Raw genomic sequence first — 25648 nt, 5'->3', positions numbered from 1 at the left:
GGCGTCTAGGGGTGGGTCGCCCCAGGTGCCCGGCCTACCGTCCGGAGTGGAAAACCAGTAACAGCAACGACTTCCCGTCCTGTACCGCCGTATCTTCGTGGAGTGCGCCGATGAGCGAGTCCGGAAACCAGGAAGCTGGCCGCACAGACCGGTCGGACGACACGGGGCGGCGGTCCGCACTGGTGCGCGGCCTCGCGGAGCTACCGGTGTCGGAGCAGCTGCGCGTGCTGCTCGACATGGTCGTGGAGCAGGCGACGGCCGCGCTGCGCAAAGCGCGTCCCGACACCGCGACGCCGCTCGACCCCGTCTCCGCGTTCCGCGACTCAGGGCTGGACTCGCTGGCGTTGGTCGACCTGCACCGCAGGCTGGGCGAGTCGACGGGGCTCGCCCTGCCGCCCACGGTCGCGTTCGACCACCCGACGGCCGAACGGCTGGCCGGACACCTGAGGGCCGAGCTGTTCGGCGAGGACGACGGCGCGCACGTGGCCATGGCGCCGCGGGCACGGGTGCACGACGACGACCCGATCGTCATCGTCGGGGTGGCGTGCCGGTTCCCGGGCGGCATCGAGTCGGCCGACGACCTGTGGCGGCTGGTGGCCGAGGGCGGCGAGGTGCTGTCGGACTTCCCCACCGACCGGGAGTGGGCCGTCGACACGATGTTCAACGCCGACCCGGACGCCGTCGGTAAGAGCTACGTGGACAAGGGAGGCTTCCTCGCCGGCGCCACGGACTTCGACGCGGACTTCTTCGGCATCAGCCCGCGTGAGGCGCTGGCGATGGACCCGCAGCAGCGGCTGGTGCTGGAGATCGCGTGGGAAGCGCTGGAGCGCACCGGCATCGATCCGACCTCGCTGCGCGGCAGCCGCACCGGTGTGTTCATCGGCGCCGAGGTGCACGAGTACGGCGTGCGGGTGCACGAGGCGCCCGAAGGCCTGGACGGCTACCTGATGACCGGCAACGCGCCGAGCGTCGCGTCCGGCCGGATCGCGTACGTGCTCGGGCTGGAAGGCGCCGCCGTCACGGTGGACACCGCGTGCTCCGGCTCGATCGTCTCGCTGCACCTCGCGGTGAACGCCCTGCGCCGTGACGAGTGCTCGCTCGCACTGGTCGGTGGCGTCACGGTGATGGGCAGCCCCGGCATGTTCACCGCGTTCAGCCGGCAGCGCGGCCTGGCCCCGGACGGCAGGGTCAAGGCGTTCGCGGACGCCGCCGACGGCACGGGCTTCTCCGAGGGCGTCGGCCTGCTGGTGGTCGAACGGCTGTCCGACGCACGCCGCAACGGGCACGCGGTGCTGGCGGTCGTGCGCGGCACGGCGATCAACTCCGACGGCGCGAGCAACGGCCTCACCGCGCCGAGCGGGTCCTCCCAGCGCAGGCTCATCCGCGAGGCGCTGGCCGACGCCGGCTACGGTCCCGCCGAGGTCGACGTGGTCGACGCGCACGGCACCGGCACCCGGCTGGGCGACCCGATCGAGGCGCAGGCGATCCTGGCCACCTACGGGCAGGACCGCCCGGACGACCGGCCGCTGTGGCTGGGCTCGGTCAAGTCCAACCTCGGCCACACCCAGGCGGCGGGCGGCGTCGCCAGCCTGATCAAGATGATCCAGTCCATGCGCCACGGCGTGCTGCCGAAGACCCTGAACGTGGACGCGCCGACGTCCAACGTGGACTGGGACGCCGGCAACGTGCGGCTGCTCACCGAGCCGATCCCCTGGGAGCGCCGGGAACACCCCCGGCGCGCGGGGATCTCCGCGTTCGGCATCAGCGGCACCAACGCGCACGTGATCATCGAGGAGCCGCCGGTCCAGGCCGAGTCCGCCGTCGAGGAGGACCCCACCCCGAACGCGGTCACGCCGTTGGTCCTGTCGGCCAAGAACTCCGACGCCCTGCGGGCCCTCGCCTCCGGGGTCCTGCCGCTGGTGGAGCGGGAGCGTCCGCTCGACATGGCGTTCTCGCTGGTCACCACCCGGGCCTGCCTGAACCGCCGTGCCGTCGTGATCGCCGACGACCCCGCGTCGCTCGCCCAAGGCCTGGCCGCGCTCGCGGAAGGGCGCGAGGCGCCGCAGGTCGTGCACGGCGAGTCGGACGGCGGCCGGTTCGCGGTGCTGTTCACCGGCCAGGGCAGCCACCGCGTGCGGATGGGGATGTCGTTGTGCGACGCGCACCCGGTGTTCGCGGACGCCCTGGACGAAGCCATCGGACACCTGGACCCGCTGCTCGACGAGTCGTTGTGGGACGTGCTCGAAGCCGAGGAGGGCTCGGCCCACGCCGCCCTGCTCGACCGCACCGCCTACACCCAGCCCGCGCTGTTCGCCGTGGAGGTCGCGCTCTACCGGCTGCTGGAGTCGTGGGGCGTCCGCCCGGACTACGTGGCCGGCCACTCGATCGGCGAGCTGGCCGCCGCCCACGTCGCCGGTGTGCTGTCCCTCGCCGACGCGGCCACCCTCGTCGTGGCACGCGGCAGGCTGATGCAGGAGCTGCCCGGGGGCGGCGCGATGGTCGCCGTGCGGGCCACCGAGGAGGAGGTCGCCGAGTTCGTCGGTGACGCCGCCGACGTGGGCATCGCCGCCGTGAACGGGCCGGAAGCCGTGGTGGTGTCCGGCGCCGAGGAGCCCGTGCTCCGGATCGAGGCGCTGTTGCGGGAGCGGGGGAGGAAGACCAAGCGGCTGCGGGTGAGCCACGCCTTCCACTCGCCGCTGATGGAGCCGATGCTCGACGGTTTCCGCCGGGTCGCGCGGGTCCTGACCTACTCGCCGCCGCGGCTGCCGATCATGTCCACGGTGACCGGCGCGCTCGTGTCGCCGGACGACGTGTGCTCCCCGGACTACTGGGTGGACCACGTGCGCAAGGCCGTCCGCTTCGCCGACGCGGTCACCGCGCTGGCCGGGCTCGGCGTCGGCACGTTCCTCGAACTGGGCCCGGACGCGGTGCTCACCGCGATGGGCCGCGAGTGCCTGCCCGACGCGGTGTTCCTACCGACCCTGCGCCGCGACCGGGACGAGGCCCGCGAGGTGGTCACCGCGACGGCCGCCGCGCACGTGCGGGGAGTCCGGGTGGACTGGGCCGCGCTGTTCGCCGGCCGCCACCCCCGGCGGGTCGACCTGCCGACGTACCCGTTCCAGCGGCGGCGCTTCTGGCTCACCGCCGGGCGTGCCACCGGTGACGTCTCCGGTCTGGGTCTGGCCGAGGCACGCCACCCGTTGCTCGGCGCTGTCGTGCCACTGGCCCGCGACGGCGGTGTGGTGCTCACCGGTCGCATCTCGACCCGTTCCCAGCCGTGGCTGGCCGACCACGTGATCGCGGGATCGGCCCTGCTGCCCGGCACCGCGTACGTGGAACTGGCGTTGCGCGCGGGCGACGAGGTCGGCTGCGGCGTGGTGGAGGAGCTGACCCTCCGGACCCCGCTCGTCCTGCCGTCGACCGGCGGTGTGTCGGTGCAGGTCGTGGTCGGGTCCGCGGACCCGGACGGGCGGCGCGAGGTCGAGCTGTACTCCCGGCCGGACGACGCGGACGAGGACGCGGAGTGGGAGCGGCACGCGGTGGGCGTGCTCGCGGTGGGTGCGCTGGAGGCGGGAGGTGAAGCCCTGGCGGACTGGTCGGGCCAGTGGCCACCGCCGGACGCGGCCCCCGTCGACGTCTCGGCGCTCTACTCGGACCTGGAGACCCAGGGTTACCGGTACGGCCCGGCCTTCCAGGGGCTGCGCGCGGTGTGGACGCGGGACGGGGAGGTGTTCGCGGAGGTCGCGCTGCCGGAGTCGATGGCCTCCGAGGCCACCGACTTCGGCCTGCACCCGGCGCTGCTCGACGCGGTCCTGCACGCCACCGACTACGCCGAGTCGGTCCAGGCGTCCGCGGTGCGGCTGCCGTTCGCCTGGACCGGCGTCACCCTGCACGCCTCGGGCGCTGCCGCGCTGCGCGTGCGGATCAAGGCGGTCGGGAACGACGCGTTCTCCCTCGCCCTGGCCGACCGGACGGGCGCCCCGGTCGCGGAGATCGGGGAGTTCCGGCTCCGCGAGATCACCGGCGGACCGGGTCGCACCGAACTGCCCTACCACGTCCAGTGGGTGCCGATGCCCGTCCCGACCCCGGTGGGGACGTGGGCCGAGCTGACCTACGACCTGGACGCGCCGGCGTCCGGCGAGATCCCCGACACCGTGGTCGTGCGGATCACCGGTGGTGGCGGTGACGTGCCTGCCGCCGTGCGTGCCACGACCCACCGCACGCTCACGCTGCTGCGGACCTGGCTGGCCGACGACCGGTTCGCCCGGTCGACGCTGGCGGTCGTCACGTCCGGTGCGGCCGGCCCGGGGCTCACCGACCTGGGCGCGGCGCCGGTCTGGGGACTCGTGCGCGCGGCCCAGGCGGAACACCCCGGCCGGTTCGCGCTCGTGGACAGCGCCGACCTCGAAGCCGCCGCGGCCGCCGTGGCGTCCGGTGAACCCGAATCGGCCGTGCGCGGTGGCGAATTCCTCGTGCCGAGGCTGGCGCGGGTCACCACCGCGGGCACCCGACCCGCTTGGCCGTCCGAGGGCACGGTCCTCATCACCGGTGGCACCGGCGGTATCGGCGCGCTCGTCGCCCGGCACCTCGTGGCCGAGCACGGCGTGCGCGACCTCGTGCTGACCAGCAGGCGTGGTACCGACGCACCAGGGGCGCACGACCTCGTCGCCGAGCTGACCGAGGCCGGCGCCAGGGTCGGCGTGGTCGCCTGCGACAGCTCCGACCGTGAAGCGGTGACCGGTCTGGTCGCCGGTGTCGCGGACCTCGCCGCGGTGGTGCACGCCGCGGGTGTGCTGGACGACGGCCTGATCGACACCTTGGACGCGAACCGGCTCGACACCGTGCTCGCGCCCAAGGCCGACGGCGCCTGGTACCTGCACGAGGCGTGCCGTGACGTCTCCGCCTTCGTGCTCTTCTCGTCCACCGCGGGCTTCCTCGACGGCGCGGGCCAGGGCAACTACGCCGCCGCGAACGTCTTCCTCGAAGCGCTCGCGGCCCACCGCCGCGCCGAAGGACTGCCGGCCACTGCGGTCGCGTGGGGCCTGTGGCCGGACACCGGCATGGCCGAGGGCCTCGACGCCGCCGCCATCGGCCGCATCCGACGCCTGGGTCTCGAAGTGCTGGACGCGGGGGAGAACCTCCGCCTGCTCGACGTGGCGGTGGCCGGTGAGGTGCCGGCCGTGGTCCCCGTGCGCTTCGACCGTGCGGCGCTGCGCGACCGTGCCGACCTGCCGCACGTCCTGCGTGGGCTGGTCCGCGCACCCGCGCGACGTGGAGCCGGCACGGCCGCTCCGGTCGAGTTGTCGCGTACCGAGCAGTTGGCCGCACTCCCCCCGGCAGACCGCGAGGAGGCGGTGCTCACCCTGGTCCGCGGTGAGGTGGCCGCCGTGCTCGGCCACGACGGACCCGACGCCATCGCACCGGGCCGCGCGTTCGGCGACATCGGCTTCGACTCGCTGGCCGCCGTCGAACTGCGCAACCGGCTGAACACCGCCACCGGACTGCGGCTCAGCGCCACGCTCGTGTTCGACTACCCGACGCCCGCCGCGCTGAGCCTGCACATCGCGGACAAGCTGGGCGGATCGGCCCCCGTGGTCGCCGCGCCGGTCGTCACCGAGGGCAGCGCCGACGAGCCGATCGCGATCGTCGGCATGGCGTGCCGCTACCCGGGCGGGGTCACCTCGCCCGAGGACCTGTGGCAGCTGGTCTCCGAAGGCCGCGACGTCATCACGTCCTTCCCGACCGACCGCGGCTGGCCGCGCGACCTGTACGACGCCGAGCAGGGCAAGCCGGGCAAGAGCTACTCCGACTCGGGCGGCTTCCTGCACGACGCGGCCGACTTCGACCCGGCGTTCTTCGGCATCAGCCCCCGCGAGGCGCAGGCCATGGACCCCCAGCAGCGGCTGCTGCTGGAGATCTCCTGGGAGGTGTTCGAACGGGCGGGCATCGACCCCCGTTCGCAGCGCGGCAGCCGCACCGGTGTCTTCGCCGGCGTGATGTACCACGACTGGGGCAGCCGGCTCGGCGCCGTGCCGGAGGAGTACGCGGCCTACCTCGGCAACGGCAGCCTGGCCAGCGTCGTCTCCGGCCGCGTCGCGTACGTGCTCGGCCTCGAAGGACCCGCGATCACCGTCGACACGGCGTGCTCGTCGTCCCTGGTGGCCATGCACTGGGCGATCCAGGCCTTGCGCCAAGGGGAGTGCGGGCTCGCGCTCGCCGGCGGCGTGACCGTGATGTCCACACCGGACACGTTCACCGACATGAGCAGGCAACGCGGCCTGGCCGCCGACGGCCGGTGCAAGTCCTTCGCGGGCGCGGCGGACGGCACGGGCTGGGGCGAGGGTGCGGGCGTGCTGCTGCTGGAACGGCTGTCGGACGCCCGGCGCAACGGCCGCCGCATCCTCGGCGTGATCCGGGGCAGCGCGGTCAACCAGGACGGCGCCTCCAACGGCCTGACGGCTCCGAACGGGCCGTCGCAGCAACGCGTCATCGCCCAGGCGCTCGCAGCGGCGGGTGTGTCCGCCGCCGACGTGGACGTCGTCGAGGGCCACGGCACCGGCACGACCCTCGGTGACCCGATCGAGGCACAGGCGCTGCTCGCGACCTATGGCCGGGAACGCCCCGCCGAGGACGCGCCGCTGCTGCTCGGCTCGATCAAGTCGAACATGGGCCACACCCAGGCCGCCGCCGGCGTCGCGGGCGTGATCAAGATGGTGCAGGCCATGCGGCACGGCGTCGTCCCGCCCACCCTGCACGTGGACGAGCCGTCACCGCAGGTGGACTGGGACTCCGGCGCGGTCGCGCTGGTGACCGACGCCCGTCCCTGGCCGGACCGCGGCCGACCGCGCTGCGCCGGGGTGTCGTCCTTCGGCATCAGCGGCACCAACGCGCACCTGATCCTCGAACAGGCGCCCGAGAGCACGTCCGCCCCGGCCGGCGCGGTGGCGCCGGTCGAGCCGTGGGTCCTGTCCGCGCACACCCCCGAAGCCCTGATCGCCCAGGGCCGGCGGGTGCGGGAGGCGGTCGAGTCCCTGGACGACGAACGACTCGCCGCCGTGGGCCGGACGCTGGCCACCGCCCGTGCGGCCCTGGAGCACCGCGCCGTGGTGATCGGCGGCGACCGGGAGGAACTGCTCGCCGGTCTGGACGCGCCGACCGTCGTGGACCGCGTCCGGGAGGGGAAGACCGCGTTCCTCTTCACCGGCCAGGGTTCCCAGCGCATCGGCATGGGCCGCGACCTGCACCGCGACCACCCGGTCTTCGCCCGTGCCTTCGACGCGGCCGTCTCCGAGCTGGACCGCTGGTCCGACCGGCCGCTGCGCGAGGTCGTCTGGGGTGACGACCGGGAACTGCTCAACAGGACCGACTTCGCCCAGACCGCGTTGTTCGCCGTCGAAGTGGCGCTGTTCCGCCTGCTGGAGAGCTGGGGCGTGCGCCCCGACCTCCTGGCCGGCCACTCGATCGGCGAACTGGCCGCCGCGCACGTCGCCGGCGTGATGGACCTGGCCGACGCGGCACGGCTGGTCGCCGCACGCGGCAGGCTGATCCGTTCGCTGCCCGAGGGCGGCGCGATGGTCGCCGTGCGTGCGACCGAGGCCGACGTGACCCCGCTGCTCGGTGACGGGGTGGACCTGGCCGCCGTCAACGGGCCGTCCTCCGTCGTCCTGTCCGGACCCCGGGAGGCCGTGTCCCCGGTCGCCGACCTGCTGGCGTCGAAGGGGCACAAGACCACCTTCCTGGCGGTCTCGCACGCCTTCCACTCCGCGTCCGTGGAGCCCGTCCTGGCCGAGTTCGGCGCGGTCGCCCGGAGCGTGTCCTACGCACCGCCCACCATCCCGATCGTGTCGACCGTGACCGGACTGCTCGCCTCCGCGGAGGAGTTGACGTCACCGGAGCACTGGGTGCGGCACGTGCGGCAGACCGTGCGCTTCGCGGACGGCATGGCGCACCTGCTCTCGCGCGGCGTGCGGACCTTCGTGGAGATCGGACCGGACGCGGTGCTGTCCGCCATGGGCGCGAGCTGCGCGGACGGCGTCGAGGACGACACCGCGTTCGTCCCGTTGACGCAGAAGGACCGCCCGGAAGGGCGCACGCTCGTCACCGGGCTCGGCCGGTTGCACGCCCGTGGCCACGCGGTGGACTGGGACGCGTTCTTCGGCGAGCGCGGCGACTGGGTCGACCTGCCCACCTACGCCTTCCAGCGCAAGCGCTACTGGCTCGACGCCGCCCGGACCGACGGCGATGTCGGCGCGGCGGGCCTGTCCCCGGTCAGCCACCCGATGCTGGCGGCGGTCCTGCCGGAGCCGGAGTCCGGCGGTGTCGTGCTCACCGGCCGGCTGTCCGAGAGCGGCCAGCCGTGGATCACCGACCACCGGGTGCTCGGCACGGTCCTGCTGCCGGGAACCGGTTTCGTGGAACTCGCCGTGCGTGCCGCCGACGAGGTGGGCTGCGCCGGCGTCGAGGAGCTGACGCTCCAGCACCCGTTGGTCCTGCCGGACGGCGGCGCGCTCGCGGTGCAGGTCGTGGTCGGCTCCGCCGGGGACGGCGGCAGGCGGACCCTCGCGGTCTACTCGCGGCCGGAGGACTCCGACACCGAGTGGACCAGGCACGCGACCGGATCGCTGGTCCCCGACCCGGTCCCGCCCGGCGCCGACCTCACCGAGTGGCCCCCGCCCGGCGCGACGCCGGTTCCCGTCGAAGGGGTGTACGAGCGGCTGGTCGGGCGCGGATACGGCTACGGGCCGGCGTTCCAGGGCCTCAAGGCGGTGTGGCGGCGCGGTGAGGACGTCTTCGCCGAGGTGGCCCTGCCCGAGCACGCCCGCGCCGACGCCGCCCGCTTCGGCCTGCACCCCGCGCTCCTCGACGCCGCCATGCACGGTGATCTGGTCGACGCGCGGGGCGAGAGCTCCGGCGACACGCTGTTGCCGTTCTCGTGGAACGGGGTGACGCTGCACGCGTCGGCCGCCACCGCGCTGAGGGTGCACCTGCGCCGGGTCCGAGGTGACGAGCTGTCCTCGCTGTTCGTCGCCGACGAGACCGGCAACCCGGTCGCCACCGTCCGGTCGCTGGTGTCCCGGCCGGTGTCGGCGGACCAGCTCGTGTCCGACACCGCGCACGACGACCTGCTGCGCGTCCAGTGGCAGCACCGGTTCACCACGCTCGTCCCGGCCGGGGAACTCCCGGAGCTGTCCGCGGCCCTGGCCGAGGTGCCCGACTTGGTCCGGTACACCGTGCCCGCGCCGACCACGGCGGACGTCCCGGCTGCGGTGCGCGAGGTGGCCGACGCCGTTCTGGCGGTCGTGCGGACCTGGTTGTCCGACGAGCGGTTCGCCGCCGCACGCCTGGTCGTCGTGACCAGGGAAGCCGTTGCCACGTCAGGGGAAGAGCGCCCGAACCTGGCCCACGCCCCGGTGTGGGGACTCGTGCGCGCCGCCGAAGCGGAGAACCCCGGCCGGTTCGTCCTCGTGGACACCGACGACGAGTCCGCCGGCCTCGTTCCGGCCGCCGCGGCGACCGGAGAACCGGAACTCGCGTTGCGGGGTGGTTCGGCCCGCGTGCCGCGCCTGGTCCGGAGCCGGTCCACGGGCGAAGCCCGGCCGTGGCGGCCCGGCGGATCGGTGCTGGTGACCGGCGGCACCGGCGGACTCGGCGCTCTCGTGGCACGTCACCTGGTCGTCCGGCACTCCGTCCGCCGTCTGGTGCTCACCAGCAGGCGTGGTCCGGACGCGCCCGGCGCGCAGCCGCTCCTGGCCGAACTCCGCGAACTCGGCGCCGACGTGACGATCGCCGCCTGCGACGTGGCCGACCGCGCCGCGCTCGCCGGGTTGCTCGACTCGGTCACCGACCTGTCCGCCGTGGTCCACGCGGCGGGCACCGCCGACAACGCCCTGGTGGGAGAGCTGACCCCGGAGCAGGTCGACGGGGTGCTCGCGCCGAAGGTCGACGCCGCCTGGCACCTGCACGAGCTGACCAGCGGGCTGGACCTGGACGCGTTCCTGGTGTTCTCGTCCGCCGGCGGCATGGTGCTGGCGGCGGGCCAGGCGAACTACGCCGCGGCGAACGTCTTCCTGGACGCGCTGGCCTCCCACCGCCACGCCGGAGGCCTGCCCGCGACCGCGCTGGCGTTCGGCATGTGGCACCACGACACCGGACTCGGCCGGATCGCCGACGCGGACCTCGACCGGATGCGGCGGCTCGGCATGCCCGCGCTGTCGGTCGAGCGGGGTCTCGCCCTGTTCGACGCGGCCCTCACCGCCGAGGACTCCGTGGTGGTGCCGCTGCGGGTCGACGCGGCGGCGCTGAAGTCGCGCGCCGACGAGATCCCCGCGCTGCTGCGCGGTTTCGCCCGGACGCCCGGCCGCACCACGGCCAGGACCGCCGAGGTGGGCAACGGGTTGGCCGCCCGGCTCACCGGCCTGAGCCCCGCCGAACGCGACCGCCTCCTCCTCGACCTGGTCCGCACGCACGTGGCCGCGGTGCTCGGCCACGGTGGTCCCGAGTCGGTCGAGCCGCGGCGCGCGTTCTCCGAGCTGGGCTTCGACTCGCTCGCCGCGGTGGAGCTGCGCAACGCGCTGACCGGCGCCACCGGCGTGCGACTGCCCGCGACCATGGTGTTCGACCACCCGACGTCACAGGCGGTGGCGGACCTGTTGTGGAGCAAGGTGTCCACCGACGCGGTCGCGCCCCCGGTTCCCGTCGCCTCGGAGACCGCCTCGGACAGCGCAGCGGACGACGACCCGATCGCCATCGTCGGCATCAGCTGCCGGTTCCCCGGCGGGGTCGGCTCCCCGGAAGACCTGTGGCGGCTGGTCGCCGACGGCGTCGACGCGATCGGCGAGTTCCCGGCCGGCCGAGGCTGGGACATCGACGCGATCTACCAGCCGGAACCGGGCACACCCGGCAAGACGTACACCCGCGAAGGGGGTTTCCTGCACGACGCGGCCGAGTTCGACCCGGAGTTCTTCGGCATCATGCCGCGTGAGGCGTTGGCCATGGACCCGCAGCAGCGGCTGCTGCTGCAAGGCGCGTGGGAGGTCTTCGAGCGGGCCGGCATCGACCCGGCGTCGGTGCGCGGCAGCCGGACCGGCGTCTACGTCGGGATCATGTACCACGAGTACGGCAGTCGGGCCGGTCAGGTGTCTGACGACCTCGCCGCCTACGTGGGCAACGGCAGCGCGGGCAGCATCGCGTCCGGCCGGGTCGCCTACGCGCTCGGGCTGGAGGGACCGGCCGTCACGGTCGACACGGCGTGCTCGTCGTCGCTGGTCGCGCTGCACATGGCCTGTCAGGCGGTGCGCGGCGGCGAGGTGGAGATGGCGATCGCCGGCGGCGTGACCGTCATGCCGACGCCGGACATCTTCGTCGACTTCAGCCGCCAGCGCGGACTGGCCGCGGACGGCCGCTGCAAGGCGTTCGCCTCGGCCGCGGACGGCACGGGCTGGTCGGAGGGCATGGGCCTGCTCCTGGTCGAACGGCTGTCCGCGGCGCGTCGCAACGGCCACCCGGTGCTGGCGCTCGTGCGGTCGTCCGCGATCAACCAGGACGGCGCCTCCAACGGCCTCACCGCGCCGAACGGCCCGTCGCAGCAGCGCGTCATCGCCCAAGCGCTCGCCGCGGGCGGCTTGACCACGCAGGACGTCGACGCGGTCGAGGGCCACGGCACCGGTACGCGGCTCGGTGACCCGATCGAGGCGCAAGCGCTGCTCGCCACCTACGGCCAGAACCGGACCGAACCGCTCTGGTTGGGCTCGATCAAGTCGAACATCGGCCACGCGCAGGCGGCGGCGGGCGTCAGCGGCGTGATCAAGACCGTGCTGGCGCTGCGCAACGGCGTGCTGCCCAAGACCCTGCACGTGGACGAACCGTCCGCTCAGGTCGAGTGGGACAGCGGCAACGTCCGGCTGCTCAGCGAGGCCCGCGAGTGGCCCGACACCGGCCGCCCGCGCCGGGCCGGCGTCTCGTCGTTCGGGCTCAGCGGCACCAACGCCCACATCATCCTGGAACAGGCGCCCGACCCGGCCGAGCCCGTCGCGGAACCGGCCGTCCACCTGCCCGTCGTCCCGCTGCCCGTGGTCCCGCTGCCGGTCGCGGCGAACTCCGCCGAGGCCCTGCGGGCACAGGCCGCCAGGCTGGCCGCGCACCTGCGCGAGTCCGACCTGCTCGACACCGCGTTCTCCCAGGCGACCACCCGTGCCGCTTTGGAACACCGCGCGGTGGTCACGGCGGCGGACCGCGACTCGGCATCGGCGGCCTTGGACGCGCTCGCGGCCGGCCACCCCACCCCCGACACGGTCGTCGGCACGGCGAAGTCCACCGCGTTGCTCGCGGGGATGTTCACCGGCCAAGGCGCGCAGCGGATCGGGATGGGCCGGGACCTGCACGAGGCGTTCCCCGTCTTCGCCAGGGCGTTCGACGCCGTGGTGGCGGAACTGGACGTCCACCTGAGGGCGCCGTTGCGCGAGGTGGTGTGGGGCGACGACCAAGCGGTGCTGGACCGCACCGAGTTCGCCCAGCCCGCGCTCTTCGCGGTCGAGGTGGCACTGGCCCGGCTGTTCGAGTCCTGGGGCGTCGTCCCGGACTTCCTGGTCGGGCACTCGATCGGTGAACTCACGGCCGCGCACGTGTCCGGCGTGTGGTCGCTCGCCGACGCCGCACGGGTCGTGGCCGCACGCGGTCGCCTGATGCAGGCGCTCCCGCCCGGTGGCGCGATGCTGGCCGTCGCGGCGACCGAAGCGGAAGTGCTGCCGCTGTGCGGCGACCGGGTGGGCGTCGCGGCGGTCAACGGCCCCACGTCGGTCGTGCTGTCGGGTGCCGAGGACGAGATCGCGGAGATCGCCGCCCGGTTCCGGGAGGACGGCCGCAGGGTGAGGCAGCTGGCCGTGTCGCACGCGTTCCACTCGCCCCTCGTCGAGCCGGTGCTCGCCGAGTTCGGCGCGGTGCTGGCCGGCGTCGCGTTCGGCGAGCCGCGCATCCCGATCGTCTCGACGGTGACGGGGGAGGTGCTGCGGGAGTGGGCCGACCCCGGCTACTGGGTGCGTCAGATCCGGGAACCCGTCCGGTTCGCCGACGCCCTGGCGGCGCTGGGCCGTGCCGGCGCCGGCACGTTCCTGGAACTCGGTCCGGACGGTGTGCTCAACGCCCTGGGCCAGGAGGCGGTCACGGCCACCTTCGTCGCCGCGCAGCGCAAGGACCGGCCGGAGCAGGCCGCGCTGGTGGACGCGGTCGGCCGACTGCACGCCACCGGCACGCCGGTCGACTGGTCGGCGTTGTTCGCGGGCCGTGGCGCGAACCGGGTCGACCTGCCCACCTACGCGTTCGAGCGGCACTCGTTCTGGCTGCTGCCCGCGCCGCACGTCGACGAGTCCGGCACCGGTCACCCGTTGCTGACGTCGGTGATCGAGCTGCCGGAGTCCGACTCGGTCGTGCTCACCGGCCGCGTGTCGACGTCGACCCACCCCTGGGTGGCCGACCACACCGTGCTCGGCGGCGTCCTGCTGCCCGGCACCGCGCTGGTCGACCTCGCGGTCCGCGCGGGCGACGAAGTCGGGTGCGGCACGCTGGACGAACTGGTGCTGGAGGCGCCGGTCGTGCTGCCCCCACGGGGTGGACTCGCCCTGCGGGTCGTGGTCGACGCGCCGGACGCGGACACCCGTCGCCCGGTCCGCGTCTACGCGCGGCCCGAAGACAGCCAGGTCGGGTGGACACGACACGCCGCGGGCGTGCTGGCGGCCACCACGCCGCCGGACGCGGACCTGAAGGAATGGCCGCCGGTCGGTGCGATGCGGCTGTCGCTCGACGACGCCTACGACCGGCTGCTGGAACGGGGCTACGCCTACGGCCCGGCCTTCCGGTGCCTGCGTGCCGCCTGGCGTTCCGGTGACGACCTGTACGCCGAGGTCGCGTTGCCGGACGACGTCGACCCGGCCGGGTACGGACTCCACCCGGCCCTGCTGGACGCCGCGAGCCACGTGGACCTGCTCGCCGACGGCGCGGCCGGCGGCACGGTGCTGCCGTTCTCCTGGCACGGGGTCACGCTCCACGCGGCCGGTGCTTCAGCCCTGCGGGTCCACCTGGGCCGCATCCGGGGCAGTGGGACCACGTCGTTGCGGGTGGCCGACATGTCCGGGATGCCCGTGGCCACCGTGGCGCGCCTGGTGGCCCGGCCGATGACCGCCGTGGCCCGGACGGAGTCGCTGTACCGGACCGCGTGGCGGCCCTTCACCCTGCCCGACCAGGCAGGGGACCACGACGTCCACCGCGTCACCACGCCCGGTGGTCACCTCCCGGAGGTGGCCCGTGAGGTGACCACCGACCTCCTCGACGTCGTCCGCACGTGGCTCGCCGACGACACCACCGCCAAGCTCGTGGTCGTGACCCGGCACGCGGTCGCGGTGACCGGCGACGAGGCGGTGGACCTGGCGCAGGCGCCGGTGTGGGGCCTGGTCCGGGCCGCGCAGGCCGAGCGACCCGGGCGGATCGTGCTGGTCGACACCGATGGCACGGCCGAGTCCGAAGCCGCCATCGCGCTCGCCGCTTCCGGGGCTGAAGCGGAAGTCGCCCTGCGGTCCGGGGAGGCGACCGTGCCGAGGCTGACGACGGCGGACTCGCCCGTCACGGATGTCTCGTGGGATCCCGGCGGCACCGTGCTCGTCACCGGCGGAACCGGCGGGCTCGGCGCCCGGCTGGCCGCCCACCTGGTCACCGAGCACGGCGTCCGCCACCTCGTGCTGACCAGCCGGAGGGGCGCCGACGCGCCGGGTGCGTCCGACCTCCGGGCGGAGCTGACCGCCCTGGGCGCCGAGGTCACGCTCGCCGCCTGCGACGTGACCGACCGGGACGCGATGGCCGACGTGATCACGGCCATCCCGGCCGAGCACCCCCTCCGCGCCGTGGTGCACGCCGGGGGCGTCGTGGACGACGGCGTGCTCGACTCGCTCACCCCGCAACGGCTCGACGCGGTGCTGCGGCCGAAGATCGACGGGGCGTGGCACCTGCACGAGCTGACCCGTGACCTGGACCTGACGGCGTTCGTGCTGTTCTCCTCCACCACCGGCCTGATCGACAACGCGGGGCAGGCGAACTACGCGGCAGCGAACGTCTTCCTGGACGCCCTGGCCCACCACCGCCACGAACGAGGGCTGCCGGCGCTGTCGCTGGCCTGGCACCTCTGGGCCGGCGACGGCATGGGGGCCCAGCTGGACGAAGCCGTGTTCGAGCGGCAGCGGCGGATCGGGATGCCGGCCCTGGCCCCGGAGCAGGGACTGGCCCTGTTCGACGCGGCGATGGCGCTCGACGCCCCGGTGATCGTGCCCCTGCTCCTCGACCTCCCCGCCGTGGCCGCCGCCGGCGCTCCACCGCTGCTGAGCGACCTCGTCAAGGGCGTGGTCGTCAGGCCGACGCGGATGGCCGCGGCGTCGGCCCCGGCCGAGCACCTGCCGAGCCTGCTCGAACGGCTGGCCCCGCTCTCCACCGACCGCCGGGCACGCCTGGTGCTCGACGTGGTGCGCGACCACGTCGCCGCGGTGCGCCACGCCCAGGTCCACGAGATCGACTCGGACAAGGGGTTCACCGAGCTGGGCCTGGACTCCCTGGCCGCGATCGAGTTGCGCAACCGGCTCGCCGAGACGACGGACCTGCGGCTGTCCGCCACGATGATGTTCGACTACCCGACCCCGGCCACCCTGGCCGAGCACCTGCTGGAGGAGCTGGCCGACGAACTGCCGGACAACCCGGCCGTGGACGCCGACGACGACGAGATCAGGTTGCTGCTGCGGGACATCCCGCTGGACAGCCTGCGCGACGCCGGGCTGCTGGACGCGTTGCTCGAACTGGCCGACCGGAGTCCGCGACCGCCGGTGAACGGCGGCACGGGCAGCATCGACGACCTCGTGCGCGCCGCGCTCGCCGTCACGGACTGAGGAGGACGACGTGGAGACATCCCTGGACCAGGTGGTCGAGGCGCTGCGCAAGTCCGTGGCGGACAACGAACGGCTGCGGGAACGCGTGTCCCGGCTGGAGGAGCCGATCGCGATCGTCGGGATGGCGTGCCGCTTCCCCGGCGGCGTCGAGTCGCCGGACGACCTGTGGCGGTTGGTCGCGGAAGGCCGGGACGCGGTGACCGGGTTCCCGACCGACCGCGGCTGGGACGTCACCGGGCTCTACGACCCCGAGCCGGGCACACCGGACAAGATCATCACCAGGGAGGGCGCGTTCCTGCACGACGTGGCCGACTTCGACGCCGAGCTGTTCGGCATCTCACCGCGCGAGGCGCGGGAGATGGACCCGCAGCAACGGGTCCTGCTGGAGACGGCGTGGCAGGCGTTCGAGAGCGCCCGGATCGACCCGCTGTCGCTCAACGGCAGCAAGGTCGGGGTGTTCACCGGCGTGATGTACCACGACTACCGGGGCGCGGACGGCGGCGGGAGCCTGGTCAGCGGGCGCGTCGCGTTCACGTTCGGCTTGCGGGGTCCTGCGGTGTCGGTGGACACGGCCTGCTCCTCGTCCCTGGTCGCGCTGCACCTCGCCGTCCAGGCGGTGCGGTCGGGGGAGTGCCCGATGGCGCTCGCCGGCGGGGTCACCGTGATGGCGACGCCGGAGACCTTCCAGTACTTCAGCCGGCAGCGCGGCCTGGCGCCGGACGGCCGCTGCAAGTCCTTCGCCGCCGCCGCGGACGGCACGGGGTGGGGGGAGGGCTGCGGGCTCCTGCTGGTGGAACGCCTGTCGGACGCGGAGCGCAACGGGCACCAGGTGCTCGCGGTGGTGCGTTCGTCGGCCACCAACCAGGACGGCGCGTCCAGCGGCATCACCGCACCGAACGGTCCCGCGCAGCAGCGCGTCATCCGCGACGCCCTGGCCGAGGCGGGGCTCGCGGCGGCCGACGTCGACGCCGTGGAGGCACACGGCACCGGAACCCGCCTAGGTGACCCCATCGAGGCGCAGGCACTGTTGGCCACCTACGGCAGCGACAAGGCGCGCACAACACCGCTGATGCTCGGCTCGATCAAGTCCAACCTGGGGCACACGCAGGCGGCGGCCGGTGTCGCCGGGGTCATCAAGGTGGTCATGGCGATGCGGAACGGCGTGCTGCCCAAGACCCTCCACGTGGACCAGCCGACCCCTCAGGTGGACTGGGCCGCAGGTGGGGTCGAGTTGCTCACCACCGCCAGGGCGTGGCTGCGGGCGGGCCGGCCCAGGCGGGCCGGCGTGTCGTCGTTCGGCATCAGCGGCACCAACGCGCACGTGATCATCGAGGAACCTCCTGCCGCCTGAGGGCGATCGAGCGAGCGGTGGCCGGCCGACTTGCCGGCCGCCGTGCCCGGATTCGGGCACGGCGGTCCACCCCCCGGACGGGTTCAGGCGCCTGGGTCTCCGGTCCGGCCGATGATCCACCGGGTGAGGGTGTCGAGGTAGCCGGGCGCCAGGTGCGTGCCGCCGTCGGTCCGGACGCGGTGGTCGGCGCCGGGGAAAACCTCGACGGTCAGCGTCGCCCGGCTGTCGCGGTGGCGGTGGCAGGCGGCGGCGGTGAACAGGTGAACGCTGTCGGCGACCGGGACCAACTCGTCGTCGGCGCCGAAGATCGCCAGGTGGGAGCAGCGCAGGCGCAGGACGTCCGGGACGGGGTCGTGGTCCTGCTTGCGCTTGAGGAACTTCCACAGGCGCTCGTCCACCTCCGCCGCGTGCTCGGTGAACGCGGTCGGCGGGGACTGGGCGATCCGGGTCGCCTCGGCGAAGTCGGCGTCGCGCCGACCGGCCTCGACGACGCGGTCGTAGGCGGCCAGCGCGGCCTCGACCTCGTCTTCGGTGATCCCCTCGGTCCGCCGCAGGGAGGTGGCCAGCGAGTAGCGGTCCTGCACGGCGGGTGTCGTGCCGGGGCCGCCGTTGGTGACGACCCACGGCACGTCGTCCCGCAGCGCGGTGGTGCGCAGGACGACCCAGCCGCCTTCGCTGTGCCCGAACAGCCCGACAGCCTCGCTCCGCACCTCCGGCCGCGTGCGCAGGAAGTCCAGCGCGGCGGCGGCGTCGGACGCCAGGTCGTCCACCGTCGCGTCGAGCCAGTCGCCGGACGACTCGCCGACGCCGCGCTTGTCGTAGGACAGCACGGCGACCCCGGCGTCCACCAGGTGCCGCCGGATCGCCGGGAAGTGCGCGTCGTTGTCCCGGTCCGACGGGCCCGACCCACCGACCATGACCACCCCTGGTGCCGGCACACCGTGGTCGGGTGAGGTCAGCGAACCGGCCAGGACCACCCCGGCGTTCGTGAACGTGACGTTCTCCGACAAGACTCCCCCTGGGCGGCGATGGTCGCCGGCGTGGCGCCGGCGGCTCCGGTCCGAGGTGCGGACCGCTCCGCCGCCTCGCACGATGCCCAGTGTCCTGCGTCGGTCAATCAAATATGAGCGGGTTAGTCCGGCGAGGACTGGAGTTCAACCAGAGTGCCCGCCGGATCGCGCACGTAGGCGATCCTCGTGTGCGGCCCCCACGCCGGGCGGTCCGCCGCCGCGCTGACGATCACGGCCCCCGCCGCCACGAAGGCCGCCTGGGCCACGTCCACGTCCGTCAAGCGCAGCACCAACAGGCTTTGGTCGACCGCCGCGCCCGGCGTCGTCTCCGGCAGCATCGAGCGCATCGCGGCGCGGTCCAGCACGGCGAGGGCCGGCTGGACGTCCACCTCCGTGTCCCACCGCGCATAGGGTCCGTCCGCCGAGCCCTCCGCGAGCTTGGCGCCGATCACCAGGGGCAGGACCGAGTCGTAGAACCGGAACGCCGCCGGGAAGTCGTCGACGAGCAACCGGGGGTGCAGGGTGTCCACGAGCTTCATCGGGCGGGTCATCGCACTCCTTCACGGCAGGTCGGGACGTGTCCGACCCTAGCCCGCGAGATCCGTGTCGACCGCCCCTAGCCACCCCTGACACCACAGCCGGAAACACTTGGCGCGAAAGGAGAAGACAAGTGGCCCGGAGTCGATGGGATGATCGACTCCGGGCCACTTCGCGCTGACCGCTGGAGCCCGCTCGCTGGGGGTGCGAGAAACAGGCCGGTGCATCGCGCGACATCAGCTCGGACAGCGTGTCATACGTACGTATGACCGGTCAAGGGTCAGCGGTTCAGCGCCGCCGAGGCGATCCCGGTCACGATGGTGCGCATCGCGATGGCGAGATCCTTGCCGGTGGGGGCGTTGTGCGGGTCGATCAGCCACTGCGCCATCACGCCGGTGAGCAGTGCCTGGTAGAACGACCCGACTGCGCGCACGGTGGCGTCATCCACGTCGTCGTGCTTGCCCAGGAACGTGTCCGCCATGCCGAGCCGTGCCTCGTCCAGACCGCTCGCGAGGACCGTGCGGACCTCGGGAACGTGCTGGATCTGGGCGAAGATCTCGAAGTTCGCTGCCCACATCTGCCGGTGCGTGGCGAACAGCTCCACGACCCTCGTCCACACGGCCTCGAAGTGCTCCAACGACTCCGTGCGCTCGTCGGTCGGGATACCGGCCGCCATGGCGCGGTCGAGGGCCTCGCCCCACTCCGCGTTGGCCTCGATCAGGGCCTCGTTGAGCAGCGTTTCCTTGGCGCCGAAGTGGTAGCCGATGGATGCCAGGTTCGCACCGGAGGCGGCCACGATGTCACGGGCGGTTGTCCGGGCGTACCCCTTCTCGACGAGGCAGCGCTTGGCGCCTGCCAGTAGATCCTCGCGATGTCCCATCGGCAACCTACCTCGTGGTTAATACATACGTTCGATGTAGACATCCTACGCTACGGATGCCGTCCCAGGGATGGTCCACAAGCCTGGCGTCGGCCGCGAGGCCGCGCCCGGACGACGTCGGACCACCGGACTTCTCACTCCGCATCCGATCACGGCGACGACCTCGCCGGCCTGCGGCTAGGGGCATTTTCCAGCAGCTAGGGGTGCCCGGGCGCCTTTCTGGGGGGTCGGCCGGTAATCGCGCGTTGACCGTGCGGAAGCGGCGTCATTAGGCTGGTCGCGTCGTAGCGAACCGGGCCAATTCCCTCGATCAGGACGAGGTGCGGTCGCGGGGCGGGAATTGCGCGCCGCCATCGCGGTCCCATCGTTCTCCGGTGTGATTCCCACCGTAACCCCGTGTTCGACACCCTCCCGCGGAAGGCGTCCGATGACGATCGAGCAAGTCCACAGCCAAAAGACCGTGGAACTCCCGCTGAGCGAATTGCACGGCTCGCTGGACACCCCGTTCACCGAGTCTATGAACCTGCTCAACGAGGTGTCCTACCGGTACCTGCACTCCATCTCGCTGGCCGCCGGACGGCCGCACGAGGGCTTCTTCGACCCCGCCGTGCTGCCCCGGTACCTGGAGACCTTCCGGGGGCACCTGCGCACGGTGTTCAAGGGCAACGAGTACTGGGTCAACCGCACGCTGCTCCAGTACGGCCGCACCAAGGGCATCATCCACGACCTGATCGCCAAGCACCTGGAGATCGACGAGAAGATCGTCGTCGACCCGGAGACGGTCGTCGTCACCGTGGGCTGCCAGGAGGCCCTCTACCTCACCGTGCGCGCGCTGCGCCGCACCGAGAAGGACGCCCTGCTGGCGGTGTTCCCCTGCTACTTCGGCATCTCGGGCGCCGCCGAGCTGGCGGACATGCCGGTGCTGCCGGTGCGCGACTCCGCCGACGGCGTCGACCTGGACGACCTGGTCGACGTCATCGGGCGGGCCAAGGCCGACGGCATCCGGCCGCGGGCGCTGTACCTGGTCCCGGACTTCGCGAACCCGACCGGCACCACCATCCCGGAGGGTGTCCGGGAGCGGCTGCTCGACCTGGCCGAGGAGCACGGCTTCCTGATCATCGAGGACAACCCCTACGGCCTCCTCACCGACGACCCGGAGCAGCCGCGCACGCTCAAGGCGATGGACACCCGGCGCCGCGTCGTCTACTGCAGCTCGTTCGCCAAGTCCGGCATCCCCGGCGCCCGCGTCGGCTACGTGGTCGCCGACCAGGTCGTCACCGGCGGCAAGCAGGGCGACGAGACGCTGTCCGACCAGCTCGCCCGGATCAAGAGCATGCTCACGGTGAACACGTCGCCGATCGCCCAGGCGGTGATCGGCGGCAAGCTGATCGAGAACGACTTCAGCCTGCGCGCGGCGAACGTCCGGGAGACCAGGATCTACCTGGGCAACCTCGAAGTGGCGTTGGCGAAGCTGGCCGAGCTGTTCCCGCCCGGTTCGACGCCGGAAGTCACCTGGAACGTGCCCAAGGGCGGGTTCTTCGTGATCCTGACCATTCCGTTCGAGGCGACCGACCAGATGCTGGCCCGCTCCGGTCAGGATTACGACGTGCTCTGGACGCCGATGCACCATTTCTACGGCGACGGCGTGCCGCGGAACCAGATCCGCATTTCCATCAGCGCGGTGAACCAGGACGAGATTCGCACCGGCCTCACCAGCCTGGCGCGATTCTTGCAGGAAGAGCACAAAAACCGGTCCTGATGGGGGACGTGCGGCGGCCCGGCCGGACAATGTCCGGCCGGGCCGCTTCCCAGTGGTCGGATCAGTTTTTCCGTGGTGGGGTCAGCGGGTGGCGGTGGTCGTTTCGGCCGCCTTCTCATCCGCTTCCGCTTCCGCCGCGAGGTCGTCCTCGCTCGGCTCCGGCGGAACGCTCTCGATGTGGCGAAGCCTGAGCACCGCGAACACCGCCGCGGCGACGAGGATGCCGGCCGCGGTGACGACCGCCGGGTGCATCGACGCCACGAACGCCTCCTTCGCGACGTGCACCAGCTCGTCCTGCTGTGGCTGGGGGAGCGTGGACGCGTAGTTGTGCGCCCCTCCCATGGTCTGCCGTGACGCGTCCAGCGCGCCGGCGGGGAGTCCGTCCGGAATGGTCCGGTCGATGGTTCGGCTGTAGACGGCCGCGCCGATGCTGCCCAGCACCGCGATGCCCATGGCGGCACCGAGTTCCTGCGCCGTCTGGAGCAGGGCGGACACGCGGCTCGACTGGGCAGGGGGCGCGGTGCCCACGATCCAGTCCGTCACGATGGTGCTGGCCATGACCACGCCGACGCCCATGCAGACCGCGGCGCCCACGATCAGCGGGATGTCGCGTTCGAGGGTCAGCCTGGTCATCATCGCGGAACCGCAGGCGGCTATGAAAAATCCGATCGCCACCACGTACGCGGGCCGCATCCGCACGGCGAGGTACGCCACCAGCGGCCCGGTGAGGGTGATGCCGATGGGGCTCGCCATCGTCCACAGCGCGGCTTCGAGCGGTTCCATCCGCAGCACCTCCATGAGGTACTGCGTGGTGTAGATGCCGAAGCCCACCATGGTGAAGTAGACGATCAGGTTCATGCTGACCGCCGGGCCGAAACCGCGCACCCGGAACAGCGCCAGGTCGATCATGGGGTGCGGATCGGTCCGCTGGCGGCGCAGGAATGCCGTGCCCAGACCGAGTCCGAGCGCGATGGCGGTGACCGGCAGCACGCCGACGCCGTCCACGGCGAGTTCCTTGAACCCCCACACCAACGGCAGCACCGCGGCCAACGACAGCGCAGCGGACGGGACGTTGATGCGGGCGCCCGCCGCCCGGTACTCCGGCACGAAGAACGGCGCGAGTGCCAGCAGCAGCAGCACGAACGGCAGGTTGACCATGAAGATCGAGCCCCACCAGAACCACTGGAGCAGCAGGCCGGAGAACACCGGCCCCATCGCCGAGCCGGTGCCCATGCCGATCGTCCAGACCGCGATGGCGGTGCGGCGCTGACGCGCGTCGTGGAACATGTTGCGGATCAGGCCGAGGGTGGACGGCATCAGTGTCGCGCCGCCGATGCCCTGCATCGCGCGCGCCGCGATGAGCATTTCAGGGCTGGTCGAGTACGCCGCCATCACCGACGCGACGCCGAAGAGGACGGAGCCGATGATCAGCAGCCGGCGCCTGCCGATGCGGTCGCCGATACCTCCCATGGTGATCAGCAGTCCGGCGAGGACGAAGCCGTAGACGTCGATCATCCAGAGTTGCTGCGTGCTGGACGGGTGGAGCTCCGCGGTGATCGCCGGGAGGGCGAAGTAGAGGACGGTGATGTCCATGGAGACCAGCAGCACAGGCAGGATGAGGACGGCGAGTCCGATCCACTCCTTGCGTCCGGCCCTGGTGTCTGTGGGGGGCATGGAAAAAATATACACGCGTCCCGTACGGATGTATAGTACCGGTGTATAGATCCGGGATGGGTGTGAGGACGGGGGCGTGACATGGTGTTGTCCGGGAAGACCGTCGTGGTGACAGGGGCCAGCTCGGGGCTCGGGAATGCGGCGGTCCGCGAGCTGGCCCGCCGTGGCCACAGCGTGGTCCCGATCGGCCGGTCACCGGTCACGACCGCGGTCATCGGGGCTGAACTGGGCGTCGACCCGCTGATCGCCGACTTCGCCCACCTGGACCAGGTCGCCGACCTGGCCGCGACGTTGCTCGCCCGTTGTCCGCGGATCGACGTGCTGGTGAACAACGCGGCGGGCATCTGGCCCCGGCGCATCCTGACGGAGGACGGGAACGAGCAGACGTTCCAGGTCAACGCGCTGGCGCCGTACCTGTTGACGCGACTGCTGCTGGGCCGCGTGCGGGAGAGCGGTGGTCGGCTCGTCACCACGTCCTCGCAGACGGTGGAGGACCGCAAGCAGATCGACGTCGACGACCTCGACGTGGCGGCGGAGTACGAGCCGTACGAGGCGTACTCGCGCAGCAAGCTGGCGTTGGCGCTGTTGACCAGGGAGTTCGCCCGTCGGTACCCCGATGTCCCGGTGGCGGACTTCCACCCCGGTGTGTTCGTCGGCGGGATCGCGCGGGAACTGCCGATGCAGCGCATGCTGGCGAAGAGCCCGTTCCGGCACCTGATCGACGTCGTCCTGAGCACGCCGGAGGAAGGCGCCAAGACACTCGTCCACCTGGTGGAGACGGACGAACCGCTGCACGGCGACTACTACGTCAACTCCCGCCGAACCGACCCTGGGCCCTCGGCGGAAGACCCCGTGGTGGCCGCACGCCTGTGGGGAATCGCCGCGCGCAGGGCAGGACTGCCCGCCTGAAGCCCGCTCAGGGCGGGACGACCAGCGCCACCTGCCGCGCACCAGTTCGCTGTCGGCTCCACTTCCGCTGCCCAGGGGGTGGAGCCGACAGCTTTCGCGCGCGCGTTCAGGGGGCCTCGGTGACCTTTCCGCGCGCCTGCTCTGCCATTGGCTCGACCTTCCGCGCACCCGGGCTGTCGGCTCCACCTCCCCGGCACACCGGAGCCGACTTCCCCCTAGGGGCGGTGCGGTGGGCTTAGGGGGCGGTAGCTGTGGCGGCTGTCGGGTGGCCACGTTTTCATGGCTGGACGGGAGAATCCCACCGTCGTCGACCCGTTCCCGTGCCGTGCCGCGGTTTCTGCGCGCCCGTGTTCGGCGTCGTAGCGGCGAACCGAGCCATGGAGCTGATGTCGTGATCCAACTTCCCGAGTCGGACGGCACCCTGTCGCACTACGAGCCCCGGAGCTCGCCGCGCGCCTTCGAGCCGAGCAGCGCCGCCTTCACCAGCCGCGTGGTGTTCTCCACCGCGCACGTGGTGGCCGACCCGCTGGCGGCCAACACCCCGCTCCTGCTCGGTTTCGAGCCCTTCCGCCCGCCGGGCATCGACTGGGAGGCCACCATGGTCTTCCGCCGCCACCTCTGGGCGCACGGGTTCGCCGTCGCGGAAGCCCTCGACACCCAGAACCGCGCGATGGGACTGGACTGGTCGGCCTCGGCGGAGTTGATCCGCCGGTCCGCCGCGGAGGCGCGGGCGGTCGGCGGGCGCATCGCCGGTGGGGTCTGGACCGACCAGCTCGACCCGATGCGCCCGCACACGCCCGCCGAGATCACCGCCGCCTACGAGGAGCAGATCGAGGTGGTCGAGGGCGTCGGCGCCCAGACGATCATCATGGCCAGTCCCGCGCTGCCCGCCGTCGCGGGCGGCCCCGACGACTACGCCAAGCTCTACGCCCACCTGCTCGACCAGACCTCCATGCCCGCCATCCTGCACTGGGTGCTGCCGGACTCCGACCCGCGCCTGACCGGCTACTGGGGCCACACCGACTTCGACGCCGCGCTGGAGGCCTTCGCCACCGTCGTCGAGGACAACGTGGCGAAGGTGGACGGCGTCAAGGTCTGGCCGCTCTCCCGCGAACGCGAGATCCGGCTACGCCGCCGGATGCCCGAGGGCGTCCACGTCTACAACGGCGACATCACCGACTTCCCCGAACTGATCGCCGGCGACGAGCAGGGCCACAGCGATGCGCTGGCGTCCGTGTTCGGCCCGCTGGCGTCGATCGTGGCGGAAGGCTTCCGGGCGCTGGACGCGGGCGACCGGGCGACGTTCCGCGCGGAGCTGGAGTCGACCCTGCCGCTGGCGCAACACCTGTTCGAGGGCGACGCCCTGACGATGCGCTTCTTCAAGACCGGCTTCGTCTTCCTGGCCTGGCTCTCCGGCCACCAGGACCACTTCCGGATGATCTGGGGCGAGCAGTCCGCCCGGTCCGTCCCGCACCTGGCCCAGGTCTACCGGCTGGCCGACGGACTCGGTCTGTTCCCCGACCCGCAGCTGGCCGAACACCGCATGCGCCTGGTCCTCGCCACCGCAGGGATCAACTGACGCGTCTCCGCTTCCGCACGATTGGGTGATGA

The 25648-nt window shown here is 72.7% G+C and carries 8 protein-coding genes and 1 pseudogene; 5 read left to right on the top strand and 4 right to left on the bottom strand.

Going from position 1 to position 25648, the window contains the following annotated elements; genetic code table 11:
- The first annotated feature begins 110 nt into the window (after positions 1-110).
- Positions 111-15917 carry an SDR family NAD(P)-dependent oxidoreductase gene (locus ACRAKI_RS23100; RefSeq protein WP_447002588.1) on the top strand — a complete coding sequence of 5269 codons (15807 nt, stop codon included), beginning with the start codon at positions 111-113 and terminating at the stop codon, positions 15915-15917.
- A 31-nt stretch (positions 15918-15948) separates the two neighbouring features.
- Positions 15949-17259: pseudogene (locus tag ACRAKI_RS23095) on the top strand (type I polyketide synthase); the annotation flags it as partial.
- A 92-nt stretch (positions 17260-17351) separates the two neighbouring features.
- On the opposite strand, the gene ACRAKI_RS23090 reads toward ACRAKI_RS23095, so the two are convergent.
- The 3 genes from ACRAKI_RS23090 to ACRAKI_RS23080 all read right to left on the bottom strand — a co-directional run bounded on the left by ACRAKI_RS23090 (position 17352) and on the right by ACRAKI_RS23080 (position 19695).
- A complete protein-coding gene (locus tag ACRAKI_RS23090) occupies positions 17352-18278 on the bottom strand; it encodes an alpha/beta hydrolase family protein (protein WP_447002587.1) in 927 nt (308 codons plus the stop codon).
- 122 nt (positions 18279-18400) lie between these two features.
- Complete coding sequence (locus ACRAKI_RS23085) at positions 18401-18829, bottom strand: VOC family protein (protein ID WP_447002586.1); 429 nt, start codon at positions 18827-18829, stop codon at positions 18401-18403.
- A 266-nt stretch (positions 18830-19095) separates the two neighbouring features.
- Positions 19096-19695, bottom strand: a complete 600-nt coding sequence (locus ACRAKI_RS23080) for a TetR/AcrR family transcriptional regulator (protein ID WP_447002585.1) — start codon at positions 19693-19695, stop codon at positions 19096-19098.
- Between the two features lie 427 nt (positions 19696-20122).
- Here ACRAKI_RS23080 and ACRAKI_RS23075 point away from each other — a divergent pair, with 427 nt between their 5' ends.
- Positions 20123-21454 carry an aminotransferase-like domain-containing protein gene (locus ACRAKI_RS23075; RefSeq protein WP_447002584.1) on the top strand — a complete coding sequence of 444 codons (1332 nt, stop codon included), beginning with the start codon at positions 20123-20125 and terminating at the stop codon, positions 21452-21454.
- An 81-nt stretch (positions 21455-21535) separates the two neighbouring features.
- On the opposite strand, the gene ACRAKI_RS23070 is transcribed toward ACRAKI_RS23075, so the two are convergent.
- Complete coding sequence (locus ACRAKI_RS23070; RefSeq protein ID WP_447002583.1) at positions 21536-23128, bottom strand: MFS transporter; 1593 nt, start codon at positions 23126-23128, stop codon at positions 21536-21538.
- A gap of 81 nt (positions 23129-23209) precedes the next feature.
- On the opposite strand from ACRAKI_RS23070, the gene ACRAKI_RS23065 reads away from it, so the two are divergent.
- A complete protein-coding gene (locus ACRAKI_RS23065; RefSeq protein ID WP_447002582.1) occupies positions 23210-24037 on the top strand; it encodes an SDR family NAD(P)-dependent oxidoreductase in 828 nt (275 codons plus the stop codon).
- Positions 24038-24428: 391 nt separating this feature from the next.
- Entirely contained in the window at positions 24429-25616 is a 1188-nt protein-coding gene (locus tag ACRAKI_RS23060; protein ID WP_447002581.1) for a DUF993 family protein, read from the top strand.
- Positions 25617-25648: the final 32 nt, after the last annotated feature.

Source organism: Saccharothrix isguenensis, from assembly GCF_052936305.1.
Note: the sequence above shows the minus strand (reverse complement) of the source record. Positions and strands in the feature narration are given on the sequence as shown.

Excerpts from the sequence above, each read along its gene's own strand:
- ACRAKI_RS23100 (WP_447002588.1), top strand. The coding sequence starts at position 111 with ATGAGCGAGTCCGGAAACCAGGAAGCTGGCCGCACAGACCGGTCGGAC.
- ACRAKI_RS23085 (WP_447002586.1), bottom strand. The coding sequence starts at position 18,829 with ATGACCCGCCCGATGAAGCTCGTGGACACCCTGCACCCCCGGTTGCTC.
- ACRAKI_RS23080 (WP_447002585.1), bottom strand. The coding sequence starts at position 19,695 with ATGGGACATCGCGAGGATCTACTGGCAGGCGCCAAGCGCTGCCTCGTC.
- ACRAKI_RS23075 (WP_447002584.1), top strand. The coding sequence starts at position 20,123 with ATGACGATCGAGCAAGTCCACAGCCAAAAGACCGTGGAACTCCCGCTG.
- ACRAKI_RS23070 (WP_447002583.1), bottom strand. The coding sequence starts at position 23,128 with ATGCCCCCCACAGACACCAGGGCCGGACGCAAGGAGTGGATCGGACTC.
- ACRAKI_RS23065 (WP_447002582.1), top strand. The coding sequence starts at position 23,210 with ATGGTGTTGTCCGGGAAGACCGTCGTGGTGACAGGGGCCAGCTCGGGG.